Raw genomic sequence first — 18,408 nt, forward strand, 5'->3', positions numbered from 1 at the left:
TGGGAGTGCCGCAACGTTGACTTCCATCGGCCATCACACCGGGCAGTCCGGTCAATATTTATTGCGAGGGCAAGATGGACTGGCTACACAACATCTTTCATAAGTCACCTGAGATCGCGTTGTTTCTTTCCCTGGCAGTGGGCTACTACGTCGGCCAGATCAATTTCGGCAAGTTCCAGTTGGGCGGTGTGGGCGGTTCGCTGCTTGCCGCGGTGGTGATCAGTCAGGCCGGGGTCACGATCGACAATGGGGTGAAGTCCGTGATGTTCGCCGTGTTCATTTATGCGGTCGGCTATGACTCCGGACCGGGCTTCTTCAACTCGCTCAATCGCAAGACGCTGCGCGAGATCGCGATGGCGATTTTCCTGGCCGTATCGGCGCTGATCACGGTCATTGTGTGTGCGAAGCTTTTTCACCTCAACAAGGGGCTCGCGGCAGGGCTCGCGGGCGGTGCGTTGACCCAGTCGGCCATCATCGGCACAGCGGGTGACGCGATCGCGCGGCTTGATTTACCGCTCGATCAGATCAAGTCGCTGCAATCCGACGTGGCAATTGCCTATGCCGTCACGTATGTGTTCGGCTCGTTGGGGGCGATCATCGTCTGCGTGAATATCTTGCCGAAGTTCATGGGGCAGGGCTTGCGCGAGGCGTCGATCGAGGCCGAAAAGGAGTTGGCGGGCAACGCGTCGACACAGGCAGCCGGTCAACTGTCAGCGTTGCCGGAGGTTGTGGGACGCGCGTACCGGGTGGGAACCGGTGCGGGTCGCAAGGTCTCCGAGATCGAACTGGCGCAGAAAGACATGATCACGATCGAGCGCATCCGACGTGGCGGCAAGGCGCTCGAGCCGGCTCCGGATCTCGTGCTCGAAGCGGATGACGTGGTGCTGGTAGTAGGGCGCCGCGAAGGCGTGGTCGGCCTGTGGAATCTGATCGGCGACGAACTCGCGGAAACCGATGGCGTCAGCATCGTGATGCAGACCCGTCAGGGCGTGTTCACACGCAAGGGCATGAATCACACCACGATCGCGGAAGTGCGCCAGAACGTGGATCGCGATCTGCGTCACGGCGTTTATATCGAGGGCGCGACGCGTGCCGGCCAGCCGCTGCCCATCCTGCCGGAAACCAGGCTTGAACACGGCGACGTGATCACGTTCTACGGCTCGCCGAAAGACACCAAACGTGCGGTCGATGCTGCTGGCTACGAACTGCCGTACAGCAACAAGACTGACTTTATCTACATGGGCGTGGGCCTCGTACTCGGTTTGCTGATTGGTCTGGTTGTGCTCGATGTGGGCGGCATTCCGCTGACGCTTGGCTCGGGCGGCGGTTGCCTGCTGGCCGGCCTGCTGTTCGGCTGGATGCGCGGCAAGCATCCTATGTACGGCGTGCTGCCCTCGGCCGCCTCGCAATTGCTGAAGGACTTTGGCCTTGCCGCGTTCGTCGCGGTCGTGGGCCTGAACTCCGGTTTGCAGGCAGTGGTCACGGTCAAGCAGAGCGGCATGACGATCTTCCTGCTCGGCGTGTTCGTCACGCTATTCCCGCTGCTGCTGACGATGCTGTTCGGCCGCTACGTGCTCGGTTACCGGAACGCCGCGATTCTGGCCGGTGCACTGTCCGGCTCGCGCAGTGCGAATCCCGCGTTCGGCGGTGTGCTCGACAAGGCGGAGAGCGCCGTGCCCACCGTGCCGTTCGCTATCACTTATGCGATCGCCAATGTGGCGCTGACCCTGCTTGGGCCGCTTGTCGTGGGTCTCGTCTGACGCTGCGGCAGTCTGACAAGGTTCGATCAAGGCTTGATTCGCAGCCCTTAATTCCTTCACGCCGGCGCTGCCGCAGGAGCGCGCCCGCCGGCGCATCCCACCCTTGAATGGAGAATGCATCATGGCAAAAGGCAAAGGCGAAACCGAACAGGACAAGCTGGCAGCACTCAGCCCGTTCGAACTGAAGGATGAACTGATCAAGGCCGCCGGCGGCGGCGCGGTAGAGCGTCCCGCAAACGTCTCGATGCTCAATGCCGGCCGCGGCAACCCGAACTTTCTGGCAACCATTCCGCGCCACGGCTTCTGGCAACTCGGTCTCTTCGCGATGCGCGAATCGGAGCGCTCGTTCGCATATATGCCCGAGGGTGTTGGCGGCTTCCCGCGCCGCGAAGGACTGACCGAGCGTTTCGATCTGTTCCTGCGCGAAAACAAAGGTGTGCCAGGTATTGATTTTCTGAGAGGCGCGGTTTCGTATGTGCGCGATCAACTCGGTCTTTCCGCCGGGGATTTCCTGTACGAAATGTGCGAAGGCATCCTTGCCTCGAACTATCCGGTGCCGGACCGCATGCTGAAGCTCTCCGAGGTGATTGTCGGCCAGTACCTGCGGCGCGAGATGGTCGGCAAGCATCCGTTTGTCGGCGAGTTCGACATTTTCGCGGTGGAGGGCGGCACCGCGGCGATGACGTACATCTTCAACACGATGCGCGAAAACCATCTGATCAAGGCTGGCGATACGATCGCGCTCGGCATGCCGATCTTCACGCCGTACATCGAGATTCCGCGTCTGAACGACTACCAGCTCAATGTCGTGAATCTCGAGGCTACGGTGGAAAGCGGCTGGCAATATTCGAACAAGGAGCTCGACAAGCTGCGCGATCCGAAGGTGAAGGCGTTCTTCCTCGTCAATCCGAGCAATCCGCCTTCGGTTAAGATCAGTGACGAGAGCCTTCAATACATCGCCGAGATCGTCAAGGAACGCCCGGACCTGATCCTGCTCACGGACGATGTCTACGGCACCTTCGCCGACGACTTCGTGTCGCTGTTTGCGCTGGCGCCGAAAAACACGATCCTCGTGTATTCGTACTCGAAGTACTTCGGGGCGACCGGCTGGCGTCTCGGCACGATCGCGACGCATCGCGACAATGTGCTCGACAGACTGCTCGCAGAATTGCCGAAGGACGTGAAGAAGGAACTGCATACGCGCTACGAATCGATCACGACCGAGCCGGACAAGCTCAAGTTCATCGACCGGCTGGTCGCCGACAGCCGCACCGTCGCGCTGAATCACACGGCCGGTCTGTCGACGCCGCAGCAGGTGCAGATGGTGCTGTTCTCGCTGTTCTCGTTGATGGATACGCCGGACGCGTACAAGAACGCGCTGAAGCGCCTGATCCGCAGCCGCAAGGAGGCGCTGTACGAAGAGGTCGGCATCTCGTTCAAGGACGACGATCCGAACCAGGTCGACTACTACACGATTCTCGATATCGAGTTCCTCGGGGAGCGGATGTTCGGGCGCAAGTTCGTGGAGTGGCTGCTCAAGAATACCGAGCCGAGCGAATTGCTGTTCCGGCTCGCGCGCGAGGCGCGGGTGGTGCTCCTGCCGGGTAAGGGCTTCGGCACGCAGCATCCGTCGGGGCGGGTGTCGCTCGCGAACCTCAACGAGTCGGACTATCGCCAGATTGGCCGGGCGATGCGCAGGCTGATCGAGGAGTATGTCGAACGGTACAACAAGGACACGGGCGGCAAGCTCGACAAGCATGCGGTGAAATAAGCACAAGCGCGGGCAATCCGTCCCGTGCTGGCGGGCGACTAGCACTGTCAAAAAACTTGCACAATCGCCCGGATCGGTTAATGATCGTCGTTCAGGATGTGAGCGGCCTCGCCAGCGTCAAGATTGGCGAGGCCGTTTGCATCTGGGCAGCCTGAGGTGTTCATGCGTCGCTTCACGATCATGAGCGCGTTCAGCCTCTGCCGCACTTTGAAATCCTCCGTACCGATCAGATCATGCCGACCACATCCTCCACGCCCGTCCCCTGTCCCGACGTCGAATCGCTCGACGCCATCCTCCCCGAAGAACCGTTGCTGATGATGGGCGCCGGCCCTGTGCCGATTCCCGCCGCCGTCGCCAAGGCCAATACGGTGGTGATCAATCACCTCGGCAGCACGATGGTGAAGGTGATCGGGCAGGTGAAGACCATGGCGCGCTACGTGTTCCAGACGCATTCGAAGTGGGTGCTGGGTGTGGCGGGTCCGGGCTCGGCCGCGATGGAAATGGCTATCTCGAACCTGGCCTGGACTGGCACGCGCGTGCTCAGTATCAAGAATGGTTTTTTCAGCGAACGGATGGCGGAGATGGGCCGGCGCGTCGGCGCCGAGGTATCGATGCTCGACGTAGCGGACCGCACGGTCGCGAGTCTCGATCAGGTCGCCGAAGCGATCCGCCGCGAGCGGCCCGAGATCGTCACGATCGTGCAGGGCGAGACCTCCAACACGGTCGTGAATCACCATCTTAAGGACATCGCCGCGCTGGCGAAGGCGGCCGGTGCGCTGGTGATCGTCGACGCCGTCTGCACGCTCAGCACCATGCCGCTCGAGATGGACGCGTGGGGCATCGACGCGGTGATTACTGGTGGGCAAAAAGGGCTTTCGTCGATTCCGGGCGTCTCGCTGATTGCTTTCTCGGACGCGGCGTGGGCGCGCGTGAAGGGTCGCAAGGCGCCGAACGCCCACTGGTGCCTCGATGCCTCGCTCGCGGAAAACTTCTGGCACAACGCTGGCTATCACTACACCGCGCCGGTCTCGGGCGTGCTGGCCTTGCATGAGGCGCTGCGTTTGGTGTGCGCAGAGACGCTTGAGAAGCGGTTTGCGCGACATCTAAAGTGTTCGGTGGCGCTGCAGGAAGGCATTACGGCGCTGGGTTTGCAACTCTATGCGCCGCAGGAATGCCGTCTGAATTCCGTGGTCGGCATCGAGGTGCCCGGTACCTTGAGTCCGGCGGATATCTGCGGCCACATCTCGCGTCAGCATCAGGTGGAAATCTCCGGCTCATTCGGCTTACCGATTGTGCGGATCGGGCAGATGGGCGAGCAATGCCGCGAGCACAATCTCTTCCGCACGTTGCATGCGCTCGGCCGCACGGTGCTGGATCTGGGCGTCGCGGTCGATTTGCCGGCGGGCGTAGCGGCGTTGGAGAAGTCGCTGTCCGGCGGCGCACGCGGCGCGGCGGCGCGTTAGATCACCTCAATGTGCGGGCGGGCTGGCGAGTTGCCCGCTTTTGCGCGTCAGATCGCCGCAGATGGCGTTAGCTTTTTTGGAATAGAGCCTCAAACTGCGACTGCAGGTCACGTGCCAGGTTTGCGTTTCCTTACTATTATTACAACTGAACGATAACGCAAATCAAGGCTAACAGGGCAACAGTGATTTCTCATGTGAGGTGTCACGCCCCGCCTGTAAAGGGGGTACCAAATGAGCAAGACCATCCATCACGAACGTCTCGCGTTACTGGAGACTATCGCCACCGAAGTACTCGGCATCGACACGCTTGAGCAGACCGGAAAGTTGACGAAGGATCTGCATGTCATCCATATCGAGGATCTCGCCCATGTGCTCGAGGCTGCCTACGATGCAGGACTAGTGGTCGGGCATCGCGTAGCCCGCGGCGGCGACGCCGATCCGCAAACATCGCAAGAAGTTTTCTTTCCTTGAACGCCTGAACCGCAGCAGGCTCGCCCCAAACGGGGCTAAGCCTGTCAGTCAGGTCGCAGCGGGCGCGTTGGGTACGCGGGCGTTCCGCAGATACAGCATGGTCGACAGTGCCACGGCTGCAGCCGCGGCCACCGCGGCAAACAGGAACACCGAGCCGTAGCCAAATTCACCCGCAATGTACCCGGCGAGCGGTCCGGTGATCCCCAGCGACAGGTCGAGGAACACCGAGTAAGCGGACAACGCCGCGCCGCGGCTGGCCGGCGGCACGAGGCCCACGGCTTCGACGCCCAGCGCCGGAAACACGAGCGCAAAACCAAAACCGGTCAGAGCGGCCCCAGCCAGCGCGAAATGGGGCTCGGGCGCGAGCCACAGCATCAGCAGGCCAACGCATTCGAACGAGAACGACGCAATCGCCACCCGAAAGCCGCCATACGTCTTGATGGTATTGGCGAACAACAGGCGTGCGCCGATGAAAAGCGTGCCGAACACGGTTAGTGACAACGCCGCATTCGGCCAATGCCGCGCCGCATAGAACAGTGTGATGAAGGTCGCGATCGAACCGAAGCCGGCCGAGCCGAGCGCGAGCCCGATCCCATGCGGCAGCACGCGCATGAACACGCTTCGGTACGACATCCGTTCGCCGTGCACGACCGGTACGGGCGCGATCAGCCGCGCCAGATAGTAGCCAAGCGCAGCCAGCGCGATGACCACGATACCGAGCGCCGTATAGCCGACCGTATGCGCAATCGCCACGCCGAGCGGCGCGCCGATGGCCAGCGCTCCGTAGGTAGCGATGCCGTTCCACGAGATCACGCGGGCGTTGTGCGACACGCCGACTCGCCCGATCCCCCACAGAATCGCCCCCGTCCCACACAGGCTTTCGCCGAAGCCGAGTACCAATCGGCTCAGCACCAGCAGCGCGAGGCTCACGCCTGGCCAGTGGCCGCACAGCACGGCGAGCAGCAGCATGATGCCGCTCGTGCCGCAGCCGATCAGTCCGATTGCCACGGTCCGCTTCGGGCCGAGCGTGTCCGCAGAGCGGCCGGCGAGTGCGCGCGAGGCGAGCGTGGCCAGGTACTGCACGCTGATCGCCGCCCCGGCGATGATCGCGCTAAAGCCGAGGTCATCGTGGACGTAGCCAGGTAGCACCGCCAGCGGAATCCCGATGGTCAGGTAGCAAATAAACGTGAAAAAGACGACCGGAATGATCTGCAGAGTGGTCGCAAATTCGCTGCGCGATGTGGCTGTGTCGGCGGACATGGGGAAAACGAGACTTGAAAACGGCGGAAAGACGTGATTTTCCCATGGAACCGATTCCCTTGCAGGATTTGCTTAATATTTTTCGCGTCAAAAATACGGCAGCCGATCGATATAGAGGTGCGATTTTGGCGGCTGGCGGGCGGTCAGGCTCGATCTGAGAACTGGTGATATGGCTGAAATGACGTATTGGGAATGAAAATACGGCAATCAACCATGCTAGATATAAGTCCGATTCGCTCAAAACCTATCTCCTTATCGTCCAAACGATATGTCCCGCATGTGCTCCTCGCTATGGGTTGCAGATATTGACGGTGATAGCGTTCGAATCATCAATGCAGCACTGTCCCCGCGGACATAGAACAATCCCCGAGTAAGAGACATGACCCAGCCGATCCGCTTCTACCACCGCAACGCGATCCGTGAGATCACGAACGCTCCCGTCACCCGCACTGTGCTTCAGTACCTGCGCGAAGATGCGCACTGCACCGGCACCAAGGAAGGGTGCGCCGAAGGCGACTGCGGCGCGTGCACGGTCGTGGTCGGCGAGCGCGACGAAGCCGGCGGCGTGAACTTCAAGGCGGTCAACGCCTGTATCCAGTTCCTGCCCACGCTCGACGGCAAGGCGCTCTTCACGGTCGAAGACCTGCGCCAGCCGGACGGGTCGCTCCATCCGGTGCAGGAAGCGATGGTCGAATGCCACGGCTCGCAGTGCGGCTTCTGCACGCCGGGTTTCGTGATGTCGATGTGGTCGCTGTACGAAAAGCACGGCCACGAACACAGCTGCGCCAACAAGACGGTGCCCTCGCGCGATGACATCAGCAACGCGCTGACCGGCAACCTGTGCCGCTGTACCGGCTACCGGCCGATCGTCGACGCAGCCGTGCGCATGTTCGAAGCTCCCGCGCCGAAGGCACCGGTCGACGTCGCCGCGCTGTCGGCCAAACTCGCCACGCTCAAGCGCGGCGAGACGTTCCACTACGAATTCGCCGGCCAGCAGTTCGACGCGCCACGCACCGTCGAAGCGCTCGCGCAGATCAAGGCCGCGCAACCGGCGACGCGCATCCTCGCCGGCAGCACCGACATCGGTCTTTGGGTCACCAAACTGATGCGCGAACTGGGCAATATCGTCTACGTCGGCCAGATCGAAGCGCTGCGCCGCATCGAGGTGTCGAACGACTGGATCGAGATCGGCGCGGGTGTGAGCGTCGAAACCGCGTACGCCGAACTCGCGAAGCACTATCCAGAGCTCACGGAAATGTGGAAGCGCTTCGCCTCGCTGCCGATCCGCAACGCGGGCACGCTCGGCGGCAACATTGCAAACGGCTCGCCGATCGGCGATTCGATGCCCGGTCTGATCGCGCTGGGTGCCCACGTGGTGGTGCGCGGCGGCGAGATTGAGCGCGAGATGCCGCTCGAAGATCTGTACCTCGCGTACCAGAAGAAGGACATGGCCGAGCATGAGTTCGTGGTCGGCCTGAAGGTGCCGACCCGCACCGGCGTGCGCCAGAACCTGCAGTTCCGTACCTACAAGCTCTCCAAGCGTTTCGACTCCGACATCTCGGCGGTGTGCGCCGCGTTCTCGTTTATCGCGGATGGCGATACGATCCGAGAGCCGCGCATTGCGTTCGGCGGCATGGCCGCGACCTCGAAGCGTGCGACTCACGCCGAAGCAGTGCTGCGCGACGCCGAATGGCACGAGGCCACCGCGCAGGCAGCGATGATCGCGCTCGGCAACGACTACGCGCCGCTCTCCGACATGCGCGCCACCAGCAACTACCGCCTCGACGCGGCGAAGAACACGCTGTACCGCTTCTGGCTCGAAACCCGTCCGCATAACCCGCTGCCCAGGTCCGCGCTCGACGTGCGCGCGGTCCTTGCAGCCGGCGCGAACGCCTGAACCCGTCCTACGGATACGGAGAACGACTCGAATGAATCAGCAAGCAGAACCGTTCCTGAAAGACATTCAGGACCTCGACAATTTCGCCCAGGTGCATGTCTCGCGCCCGCATGAATCCGCGCATCTGCACGTGAGTGGCCGCGCCACCTATACCGACGACATCCCTGTGCTGGCCGGCACGCTGCATGCCGCGCTCGGCCTGTCGCCGAAAGCGCATGCGAAGATCGTCTCGATGTCGCTCGACAAGGTTCGCGCCACGCCGGGCGTGGTCGCCGTCTTCACGGCGGAAGATATCCCCGGCGTCAACGACGTGGGCCCGATCATCCACGGCGACGATCCGATTCTCGCTGATGGCGTGGTGCAGTATGTCGGCCAGCCGATGTTTATCGTGGTTGCGGTTTCGCACGATGTGGCCCGCCTCGCCGCACGCCGCGCCGAGGTTGTCTACGAAGAGTTGCCGGCGGTTCTCACCGCGCAGCAGGCGCGCGCCGCCAATCAATATGTGCTGCCGCCGATGAAGCTCGCGCGCGGCGAAGCCGGTGCGAAGATCGCACGTGCTGCGCACCATGACGCGGGCGAAATGCTGCTAGGCGGTCAGGAACAGTTCTATCTGGAAGGCCAGATTTCGTACGCAGTGCCGAAGGACGACGACGGCATGCACGTCTATTGTTCGACGCAGCACCCCACCGAAATGCAGCACCTGGTGGCGCACGCGCTGCACGTGCCGTCGCACAACGTGCTGATCGAATGCCGCCGGATGGGCGGCGGTTTCGGCGGCAAGGAATCGCAATCCGGCCTGTTCGCCTGCTGCGCGGCGATTGCCGCGTGGAAGCTGCTGTGTCCGGTCAAGCTGCGTCCGGACCGCGACGACGACATGATGGTCACCGGCAAGCGCCACGACTTCCACTACACCTACGAAGTCGGCTACGACGACAAGGGTGTAATCGAAGGCGTGACGGTCGACATGACCTCACGCTGCGGTTTCTCCGCTGACCTGTCCGGCCCGGTGATGACGCGCGCGCTGTGCCACTTCGACAACGCCTACTGGCTGTCCGATGTGACGATCGACGGTTTCTGCGGCAAGACCAACACGCAGTCGAACACGGCGTTCCGCGGCTTTGGCGGTCCGCAAGGCGCGTTTGCGATCGAATACATCATGGACAACGTCGCGCGCTCGCTGGGCGAGGATTCTCTCGATGTGCGGCGCCGCAATCTGTACGGCAAGACCGACCGTAACCAGACGCCGTATGGCCAGGTGGTCGAAGACAATGTGATTCACGAACTGATCGACGAACTCGAAGCCACCAGCGACTACCGTGCGCGCCGCGCCGAGATCCGCGAGTTCAATGCCAGCAACGAAGTGCTGAAGAAGGGCCTGGCGCTCACGCCGGTGAAGTTCGGCATCGCGTTCAACGTGACGCACTTCAACCAGGCCGGCGCGCTGGTGCATATCTACACGGACGGCTCGGTGCTGGTGAATCACGGCGGCACGGAGATGGGGCAGGGCCTCAACACGAAGGTCGCACAGGTGGTCGCGCATGAACTCGGCATCAGCTTTAACCGCGTGCGCGTCACGGCGACCGACACCAGCAAGGTGGCGAACACGTCGGCTACGGCCGCTTCGACCGGCTCCGATCTGAACGGCAAGGCGGCTCAGGACGCCGCTCGCCAGTTGCGCGAGCGCCTGGCTGCGTTTGCCGCCGAGCGTTTCGGCGCCGGCGAGGTGAGCGCGGCGAGCGTGCGCTTCGGCCATGACCGCGTGAAGGTCGGCGACGCCGTGCTGCCGTTCGAAGAGATCATCGCGAAGGCCTACCTGGCCCGGGTGCAGCTCTGGTCGGACGGCTTCTACGCGACGCCGAAGCTGTACTGGGATCAGTCGAAGCTGCAGGGCCGCCCGTTCTACTACTACTCGTACGGCGCCGCGGTTTCGGAAGTCGTGATCGACACCCTTACTGGCGAAATGCGTGTGCTGCGCGCCGACGCGCTGCATGACGTGGGCGCTTCGCTGAATCCGGCGCTCGACGTCGGTCAGGTGGAAGGCGCCTTCATCCAGGGCATGGGCTGGCTGACGACGGAAGAGCTCTGGTGGAACCCAGGTGGCAAGCTGATGACGCACGCACCGTCCACGTACAAGATTCCCACAGTGAACGACACGCCGCCCATCTTTGACGTGAGGCTCTTCAAGAACCGGAATGTGGAGGACAGCATTCACCGTTCGAAGGCAACCGGCGAGCCGCCGTTGTTGCTGCCGTTCTCCGTGTTCTTCGCAGTCCGTGACGCCGTGGCGGCTGTGGGTGACTACAAGGTCAATCCGCCGCTCAACGCGCCTGCGACGAGCGAAGAGATCCTCAAGGCAGTCGTCGCCGTGCGCGCAGCAACAGCTGCCGCGCCCGCGGTCCGACAATAAGCGGAGCTAACGGGAATGCTTGCGATCAAAGCACCTTCTTTCATTCAGATCGGCCGTCGCAGCAGCCATGCTGCGACGCGCCGGGCGCCGATGCATATCGTGCTGTTCGGCGCCGGCCACGTTGGGCATGCGCTGATCACGCTGCTCGGAAGTCTGCCGTGCGTCGTGCAGTGGGTGGACGAGCGCGACGAGCTGTTTCCCGATGAAGTGCCCGCCAATGTGCAGGTGGAGGCGACCGACTCGCCTGATGCGATCGTCGACAGCGCGCCCGCCGGCGCCTACTTCCTCGTGATGACACACAATCACGCGCTCGATTTCTCGCTCGCTGCACGCATCATGCGGCGGCGCGATTTCACCTACTTCGGGATGATTGGCTCGAAGACCAAACGGGTGAAATTCGAGCGGCGTTTGATCGAGCGTGGCGTCGATCCGGAACGAATGGAGGCGATGACCTGCCCGATCGGCGTGGCTGGAATTGTCGACAAGGCGCCGACCTCGATCGCGATTGCAGTATGCGCGGAGCTGTTGCAGGTGCGTTCAAGCGAAACAGCGCGCGTGCCACGCGAACTCTGCGTCAGCGTCTGAACCCTCGCCCCCAACGCCGGGAACTTTCTACCGCTCCGCTTCCGAAACTTCCCGCTGCACCGCAGGCGCGCGCTTCACGCGCCGCGCCTTCTGCGACACCAGTCGCTCCGACACGTCCGACATCAACGTCCGCAGCCAGCCGATATCGCTTGGCCTGTCCGGCTGCGGATGCCACAACTGATAACACTTGATGCGTGGAAACGGAATCGGCACGTCCACGACCGCGAGCGGCAGCATGTTTGCGTAGTGCATCGCAAAGCGGCGCGTCGTGGTGAAGATCAGGTCGGACTGCAGCAGCACCTGTGGTACCAGGCCGAAGTAGGGCAGTGTCGTGACAATGCGGCGCTCGGCGCGTGCCCGCGCAAAGCCGGTATCGACGGCGCCGCCCCGCGCGCCGCTATACGGCGTGGGTGCGAGATGCGGAGCGGCGAGATAGGTTTCACGCGTCATCGGCTGCTGCGCCAGCGGATGATCGGCGCGCATCAGGCACACCACCGTATCCGAGAACAGATCGCTTTTCTCGAAGCGAGGATCGGGCTTTGGCCAGTTACCGATCACCAGATCCAGTTCGCCGGCCTCTAGCGCGGCAGCGTGGTCGAGCGTGGGGTTCAGCGAATCGATTTCCAGACGCGCGTGCGGCGCCGCCTCGCGAAACTGTGCGATGACGGTCGGCATGAAAAAGTCGTTCAGATAGTCCGGGGCAGCGACCCGGAAGGTGCGTCGCGAGCGGCCCGGATCGAAATCGCCATGCGGGGTCGCGACAAAATCCACTTCACGTAGCACCCGTTGCGCGGACGGCAGCAGCGACGCGCCGTATTCCGTCGGCACCATGCCGGATTTACCGCGTACGAGGATCGGGTCGTTCAGCGTTTCGCGCAGCCTGCGCAGCGCGGTGCTGATGGCAGGCTGGGTCTGGTTCAGGCGCTGCGCTGTCAGCGTGACGCTTCGCTCGACGAGCAGCGTACGCAGCACGCGTACGAGCCAGATATCGAGGGAGGCAGCGGTGTCGTCCATGGATCAGGTGGGCGGATCAGACTCTGTGAGTGCGCCGTTTGGAGCCCCAGCCGAAGAGCTCGCGAAGCGGGGCGCGAAGTCTATAACCTTAGGCCTGTTTGCCGTGCGCCCGCCATAGCGGGCGCGGTATGGCCGGGATCACACACTGCGAGCCCGGCAGTACCTGCGGCGAGCTCGCAAGCCTACAGCCCGGAGGGCAGCGAACTGATGCGCTTCACTTCCTTCGATTCAAGCCAGTTCGGCGTGCGCGCGCTGTACAGCACCATCGGCAGGGCATCTTCTCCCCAGAACAACTGGTCGTTGAGCCAGAAGGTCGGCACTCCGAAGACACCGAGCTGGATCGCATCTGCCGTGTTGCGGCGCAGTTGCGCCTTGATCTCTTCGTCCTGGACCAACTGGGGGCCGTCAGGCAGGCCAACCCGTTCGCACAGCGCGGCAAAACCTTCCTCGCTTGACGGATCCCGCCCTTCGCGCCAGATAAAGCGAAAGATCTCGCGTGCGCAATGGATGTCGGCCTTGGCGGCGACGGCGAGCAGCAGCGGTTTGGTCGAATCGAACGGATGGGCCGGCGGCATCTTGAACGGGATGCCGAGCTGATCCGCGCGAAACAGCGCGTGACGATACATGTACACGCGCTTGGTGGGCACGCCGTAGGCGGGACGCTGGCCCCAGTGCTGGTACAAATCGTTCAGTACAACCGGCGTGAAGACGAACGGAAATCCCGGCCACTTGTCATGTTGCTCGAGCAACAGATACGTAAACGGCGAGACGAAGTCGTAAAACCACAACGGTTGCCTGGCGTCGATGCCATTGGTCATAGGTGTCTCCCGGATTGCTCGGATCTGGACGGAACTCGCAGGTTTTATAAGCGTCCGCTACGCGTGTCTGCTAAACCATCCAGTCTGCTGTGATCTTACGCGGAGCCGGGGCCGAGTGCAGCGCTCGTTGCACCGGCCAGGCAACTCACGCGGTCTGAGGCGGCGCAGCGGACGGCCCGTCCGAGGCGCCCGGCGCGTCGGAATCGTCCTCGCCGCCGGAGGCTCGCGCCGCTTCCTGCGCAGCCTCGTGCTCCTGCTGCAGCGTCAGCCGTTGGCGTACGAAGCCAATATGCTCGCGCAGCACGTAGAACTGGTCCGCATAGGCGAGCGGCATCTTCAGTCCGTTGACCGATCCCTCGATCTCGTCGAGCTTTTCGATCAACTGTTGACGCTCTTCGGGCGAGGTGTCGTTGAGCGCGCCGCGTTCGAGGGCGATCAGCGCGCCATACCAGCGGTAGATTCGCGACTTGACCCGCCACGCGTACAGCGCCGGCACCAGCCGCAGCGCCGGCACCAGCAACACGATCAGCGGCACCACGACGACCAGCAGGCGGTCGGCGAGGCTCGCGATCCAGAACGGCAGTATCCGGTACAGGAAGCTTTTGCCTGACTTGTAGTAGCGCGCGGCGTCGTCGCTGATCGGGAAGTCGTGCGCGAGCGGTGCCGGGAATTCCCCCGCACGCTGCATGACGTTAGCGCGGCCGTGCACTTCGCGGGCCGCTTCGATCAGCAGATCGGAAAGCGCCGGGTGCAGCGAGTCGCGCGCCACCAGTTCCTCGGTCGGCGCGACCATCTGGATCGGCGCTGGCGGCAGGTTCTTGCCGAGGTCGAAGGCGCCCATCGGCAGATGGATCTCAGTCAGGTAAGGAAAGCGCCGCGCATAGGCTTCAGCCTGCGTGAAATTGTAGAACTGCACGTTGGGTGTGCGATACAGCTTGCCCATCACCGGCGGTTGCGCGGAGTCGCCCGTCAGGAAGGCCGCGTCGATCTGACCGGAGACCAGCGCCTGGGCGGCGTCGTCGCCAGACAGCGGCAGCAGGGTGGTGGGGCCGCCCGGCTCGATGCCGTTCGCCTTCAGCAGGGCCAGCGCCAGTTCGCGCGTACCGCTGCCCTCGGCGCCGATCGCGAGGCGCAAGCCCTTGAATTCCGACAGCCGCGTGGCGGTGCGGCCGTGATAGAAGATCGCGAGCGGCACGTAGGCCACGCTGCCGAGCGACATCAGCCCGTCAGGCACCGGACCGGGGGCGACACCGTCCTGCACGAAACCCACGTCGACCTTGCTGTCCGGATTGGCGAGGCGCATGAGGTTCTGCGCCGAGCCCTCGGAGGTCAGCACGTTGAGGGTGATGCCGTTGCGCGCGAGGATGGTCTTGTACTTCTGCGCGGCATTCCAGAACGAACTGCCCTTGGGACCGGCGGTGATGGTCAGCGTGTGGGGCGGCGCGGGCTGGATCAGGCGCACGGCTACCCAGATGGCGACGGCGGCGATCAACACAATCGGACCGAACGACACCGCGAGATCGCGCCAGGAGATGGCCACGAAACGGGCGACCAGGCGGGGCGGTTTGCGGCCGGAGGAAGACTTCATGGGCTGACGTGAGGGCTACGGATCGTTCGATGAATGCGGTGGCTATAGGCACGCAGGGGCACGCAGGGCACGTGGCGGCTCGCGGCAAAGCCCGCTGCGGCATGTTCGCGCCGATGGTACATGAGATTGTCGCGGCTTCGGCGCCTGAGCGGTGGGGATGGGCTGACAAACCCGTAACAAAACGTGAGATGCGCGTGAGATGCGCGTGAAACTTGCGTTAACTGCCCTTGAATCGCGCTCGAGATAGCGGCAAAACCCGCATAACACCGGCCTGCAACCGGCACGCAATTGACGTAAAACCCAGGAGAAACCCACCTGAAATGGGGTCCACAATGCCTCCGAACCTTACGCGCCGGGCCGCGGACCCTCGCTAAACCCTTTGCGCTTCTCGCGCGCGTAGATTAAATTGTGCATCGCTGCCGCGTTTCAACGTTTGCGCAGCGCGACCCGGCGCGACAAAGTAGAACCGGGCGCGTTGGCGGACCTCACGGCATGCTGGCTTGTGCATCGCAATGCGATCGCCGGGCCGGCCACTCTCGCCTCTCGCAACTCCGTGTCGAAGCCCAATCGGCCGTGGCCCAGCCGTGCCTTGTCGCGCGCTGTCATGGCAGTCCGGAGTCGTAACGAAGCCGCTTGGTAGATGCGGTCATAACCGAAGTAAAAGGAGAAATCATGAAATCGGTCGATTTTCTGAAGGCGCTGGGTGGTGTGGTGGCGGTGGTGATAGCGTGCAACACGTATGCGCAATCAAGCGATGCGATGGCTGCGTCGGGCGCGATGGCTGCCCCGAGTGCCAAGGCCGTCAAGAAAGAAAACCGCACACTGGGCCGCAAAGTGCGCAGCGCGCTCGCCAAGGCTCAGGGTATCGACGTGTCGAGCATCTCTGTGCGCGCTCGTGGCGGCGCAGTGACGCTGACGGGTTCGGTGCCTGACCAAGGCCAGATCGACAAGGCTGGTGACGTCGCCAAGGGTGTCGACGGCGTGACCTCGGTGTCGAACAAGCTGACGGTGGTGCTGCCGAACTGATGGAGGCCGTGGGCGTGATCGCCGCGGCCGGATGATCGGCCGTGGCTCGCGCGCCGTTGCAAGCGGCGCCGGCCTGCAGGCCCGTGAGGCTCCTGCAGGTTCGGCCTGCACAGTTTTCCTGATGATGACCAGCGCCTGAGCGCGTCGCGCTCGGCTATACCCAGAACGGGCCCCGATGAATCGCCGGGGCCCGTTCTGCTTTTGGCGAGGCGATGCGCCGTGGGTAGCGCGGCATGGCGTTCCGGTGCTGGCCGACGCGAGCTATATCCGTCGTGCGCTGTGACACACAAATTTCGCTGGTTGAAGCGTACTGTTGAGGTTGGGAGCCGGCCTGCACCCGGAACACACCCGGAGCGAACCAAAATGGACGCTATGCTTCAGCGCTACACGGACCTGCCAATCGGCGAACGGGCAGCCTTTGAACTGGTGTGCGCACGGCACGGCTTCGCGCCGGCGCATTTTGAAATCACAGGGTCAGCCGATCCGGACGACGTCGCCCATCACCGGCGTCTCGTGACCGTGCGGCGCGGCGGCTGGGCGCAGTCGTATCGCGTCGATGACGCCGGCCATTGGGTGCGCCAGTTCGAAACCGATCTGACCTGCCGGTTCTTCAAGTAGAAGTCGAGCGGCAGCGGTGAACCGGCGTTTGCCCGGGCGTACCGGGCATATACGGCGAGGTAAGGCGAGGGTCTTCGCAGCGCCCTCTGCTGGCGGCGTGCGTCAGGAAAGCACCAGCCTTACGCCCACCAGCGTCAGCGTGGCGGCGAGGACATTGCGCAGCAGCGCATCCGGCGCTCGAGCAGACAGATAGCTGCCGATCGCGATACCAGGCAGCGAACCTACCAGCAGTGACAGCAGCATCGACCAGTCGATCGAGCCGAGCAGCCAGTGTCCGGCACCGGCGAGCAGCGTGAGCGGCACGGCATGCGCGATGTCCGAGCCGACGATCCGCGTAGTGGGCAGGCGCGGATACAGCAGCAACAGCACCGTGACACCGATCGCCCCGGCGCCCACCGAGGTCAATGACACCAGAACCCCCAGCACCGCCCCGGTCAGCACGGTCAAACCGAGCGTGCGGCCCTGCGTGAGTGAACTCTGGCGGCCTGCGCCGAGTTTCGCCAGTTGCGGCCTGAACACCAGCGCCACCGAGGTAATCAGCAACGCCGCACCGAGCACGATCTGGATCAGCCGGCTCGCGCCCGGCGTGTCCATGCCGTAGCGGTGCAGGAGGATCAAGGTGACGGTCGCGGCGGGGACGCTGCCGGCGGCGAGCCGGGTTGTCACCTGCCAGTCCACCGAACCCTTCAGGCCGTGCACGAGTGTGCCGGTCGCCTTGGTGGCGGCTGCGTAGAGCAGATCGGTGCCCACCGCGGTAGCGGGATGGACCTTGAACAGCAGGACCAGGATCGGCGTCATCAGCGAGCCGCCGCCGACGCCGGTCAGCCCGACGAGAAAGCCGACAAACAGGCCGGAAAAGGAATACAGCAGTTCGATATGCGGGAGTGACATGGAGCGGACCGCTGGCGGCCGTGTGGGGTTGCGAACCGCATCCGAACGCCGGCGCGCCTCACGGCAAACGTGGACGCGGCGGCGCGAACTGGCGCGGCAAAGGCGCTATTGTCGCAAAACTGGAACTCGAGCGTGCCGGGTGCGTGAACCCTCAGAGCGCGCGGCGAATCTCCACCACGCCGAATACCGCCAGCGCCATCCCCACGCCGCGATCGATCCACCTCCGCAGTTTGCTGCCGAGGGCATGACGGGCCAGCGTCACGGCCGTGACGAGGCAACACCACCATGCAATCGAACCGCAGAACACACCGGATACTGTTGTCAGCGCAACGGTCGTCGAGAACGGGCCGCGTGGCGCTAGCGTCGTGAATAGCGCGGCGAACATGATGACGGTCTGTGGGTTTGTCAGCGTGAGAAGCAGTGCGCTCGCATAGGCTCGCGCCGTGCCGGCGTGGCTGTTGCGGGCGGAGCTGCCGTCGTTTGCGGCGTCAGCGGGCGTTTTCTGCAGCAGCGCGCGTATTCCGAGGTAAAGCAGGAACAGGCCGGCGGCGAAATGCAGCGGCCGGTCGTAGGCGAGCATGAAGTGCGATAACCCGACCAGTCCGAGTGCCGCGACGAGACCATAGACGGCATCGCCGCTGGCGATTCCAATGCCGATGGCGAGTCCCGCTTGCGGGCCTTCGGTGAGCGTGCGACGGATGCACAGCATGCCCATCGGTCCGACGGGTGCCGCAACCGCCAATCCGACGCCCGCAGCGGTGAAGAACAGAGCGGTACTCGACATATGAGTTCCTTGCTGGTTGACCAGAAACTAAAACGGCGAGCCGCGGGGACGTTCG

The 18,408-nt window shown here is 63.4% G+C and carries 15 protein-coding genes; 9 read left to right on the forward strand and 6 right to left on the reverse strand.

All coding sequences use genetic code 11. The features are described 5' to 3' along the window. Window positions 1-74: 74 nt before the first annotated feature. The 4 genes from aspT (at window position 75) to P3T17_RS33660 (ending at window position 5,465) form a co-directional block, all read left to right on the forward strand. A complete protein-coding gene (gene aspT / locus P3T17_RS33645; RefSeq protein ID WP_429411183.1) occupies window positions 75-1,760 on the forward strand; it encodes an aspartate-alanine antiporter in 1,686 nt (561 codons plus the stop codon). A 121-nt stretch (window positions 1,761-1,881) separates the two neighbouring features. Beyond that, window positions 1,882-3,531 (forward strand): bifunctional aspartate transaminase/aspartate 4-decarboxylase, encoded by a 1,650-nt coding sequence (locus P3T17_RS33650; protein ID WP_429411185.1) that lies wholly within the window; start codon window positions 1,882-1,884, stop codon window positions 3,529-3,531. A 233-nt stretch (window positions 3,532-3,764) separates the two neighbouring features. After that, window positions 3,765-4,994 (forward strand): pyridoxal-phosphate-dependent aminotransferase family protein, encoded by a 1,230-nt coding sequence (locus P3T17_RS33655; protein ID WP_074265769.1) that lies wholly within the window; start codon window positions 3,765-3,767, stop codon window positions 4,992-4,994. A gap of 231 nt (window positions 4,995-5,225) precedes the next feature. Further along, window positions 5,226-5,465, forward strand: coding sequence for a DUF6900 domain-containing protein (locus tag P3T17_RS33660; protein ID WP_074265768.1), 240 nt, complete (start codon window positions 5,226-5,228; stop codon window positions 5,463-5,465). Window positions 5,466-5,513: 48 nt separating this feature from the next. Here P3T17_RS33660 and P3T17_RS33665 read toward each other — a convergent pair whose 3' ends face one another. Then, window positions 5,514-6,725: an MFS transporter gene (locus P3T17_RS33665; RefSeq protein WP_074265767.1), complete on the reverse strand. Its 1,212-nt coding sequence runs from the start codon at window positions 6,723-6,725 to the stop codon at window positions 5,514-5,516. 379 nt (window positions 6,726-7,104) lie between these two features. Between P3T17_RS33665 and xdhA the strand changes: the two genes are divergently transcribed. Genes xdhA through xdhC form a run of 3 tightly spaced genes read left to right on the forward strand, consistent with a single transcriptional unit; the run spans window position 7,105 to window position 11,614 of the window. Beyond that, window positions 7,105-8,622, forward strand: a complete 1,518-nt coding sequence (xdhA, locus tag P3T17_RS33670) for a xanthine dehydrogenase small subunit (protein ID WP_429411187.1) — start codon at window positions 7,105-7,107, stop codon at window positions 8,620-8,622. A gap of 31 nt (window positions 8,623-8,653) precedes the next feature. Beyond that, window positions 8,654-11,029 (forward strand): xanthine dehydrogenase molybdopterin binding subunit, encoded by a 2,376-nt coding sequence (gene xdhB / locus P3T17_RS33675; RefSeq protein ID WP_429411189.1) that lies wholly within the window; start codon window positions 8,654-8,656, stop codon window positions 11,027-11,029. Window positions 11,030-11,044: 15 nt separating this feature from the next. Beyond that, window positions 11,045-11,614, forward strand: coding sequence for a xanthine dehydrogenase accessory protein XdhC (xdhC, locus tag P3T17_RS33680; RefSeq protein ID WP_429411191.1), 570 nt, complete (start codon window positions 11,045-11,047; stop codon window positions 11,612-11,614). A 27-nt stretch (window positions 11,615-11,641) separates the two neighbouring features. Here xdhC and P3T17_RS33685 read toward each other — a convergent pair whose 3' ends face one another. From P3T17_RS33685 to P3T17_RS33695, 3 genes are all read right to left on the reverse strand, one after another. Next, window positions 11,642-12,628: a LysR substrate-binding domain-containing protein gene (locus P3T17_RS33685; RefSeq protein ID WP_429411193.1), complete on the reverse strand. Its 987-nt coding sequence runs from the start codon at window positions 12,626-12,628 to the stop codon at window positions 11,642-11,644. Between the two features lie 182 nt (window positions 12,629-12,810). Next, on the reverse strand, window positions 12,811-13,446 hold the full coding sequence (locus tag P3T17_RS33690; protein WP_429411195.1) for a 2-hydroxychromene-2-carboxylate isomerase: 636 nt from the start codon (window positions 13,444-13,446) through the stop codon (window positions 12,811-12,813). A 145-nt stretch (window positions 13,447-13,591) separates the two neighbouring features. Continuing rightward, complete coding sequence (locus P3T17_RS33695; RefSeq protein WP_429411197.1) at window positions 13,592-15,034, reverse strand: TAXI family TRAP transporter solute-binding subunit; 1,443 nt, start codon at window positions 15,032-15,034, stop codon at window positions 13,592-13,594. A gap of 672 nt (window positions 15,035-15,706) precedes the next feature. Between P3T17_RS33695 and P3T17_RS33700 the strand changes: the two genes are divergently transcribed. Together P3T17_RS33700 and P3T17_RS33705 are read left to right on the forward strand one after the other, a co-directional pair. Continuing rightward, window positions 15,707-16,060 carry a BON domain-containing protein gene (locus P3T17_RS33700; RefSeq protein WP_074265760.1) on the forward strand — a complete coding sequence of 118 codons (354 nt, stop codon included), beginning with the start codon at window positions 15,707-15,709 and terminating at the stop codon, window positions 16,058-16,060. Window positions 16,061-16,423: 363 nt separating this feature from the next. Continuing rightward, entirely contained in the window at window positions 16,424-16,678 is a 255-nt protein-coding gene (locus tag P3T17_RS33705; protein ID WP_074265759.1) for a hypothetical protein, read from the forward strand. A gap of 102 nt (window positions 16,679-16,780) precedes the next feature. On the opposite strand, the gene P3T17_RS33710 is transcribed toward P3T17_RS33705, so the two are convergent. Both P3T17_RS33710 and P3T17_RS33715 read right to left on the reverse strand, forming a co-directional pair. After that, window positions 16,781-17,569 (reverse strand): sulfite exporter TauE/SafE family protein, encoded by a 789-nt coding sequence (locus P3T17_RS33710; RefSeq protein ID WP_074265758.1) that lies wholly within the window; start codon window positions 17,567-17,569, stop codon window positions 16,781-16,783. A 151-nt stretch (window positions 17,570-17,720) separates the two neighbouring features. Further along, window positions 17,721-18,353, reverse strand: coding sequence for a LysE family translocator (locus P3T17_RS33715; protein ID WP_429411199.1), 633 nt, complete (start codon window positions 18,351-18,353; stop codon window positions 17,721-17,723). Window positions 18,354-18,408: the final 55 nt, after the last annotated feature.

The sequence above is a fragment of the Paraburkholderia sp. GAS82 genome (genome assembly GCF_050436285.1).
GTDB classification, from domain to species: Bacteria; Pseudomonadota; Gammaproteobacteria; order Burkholderiales; family Burkholderiaceae; genus Paraburkholderia; species Paraburkholderia phenazinium_B.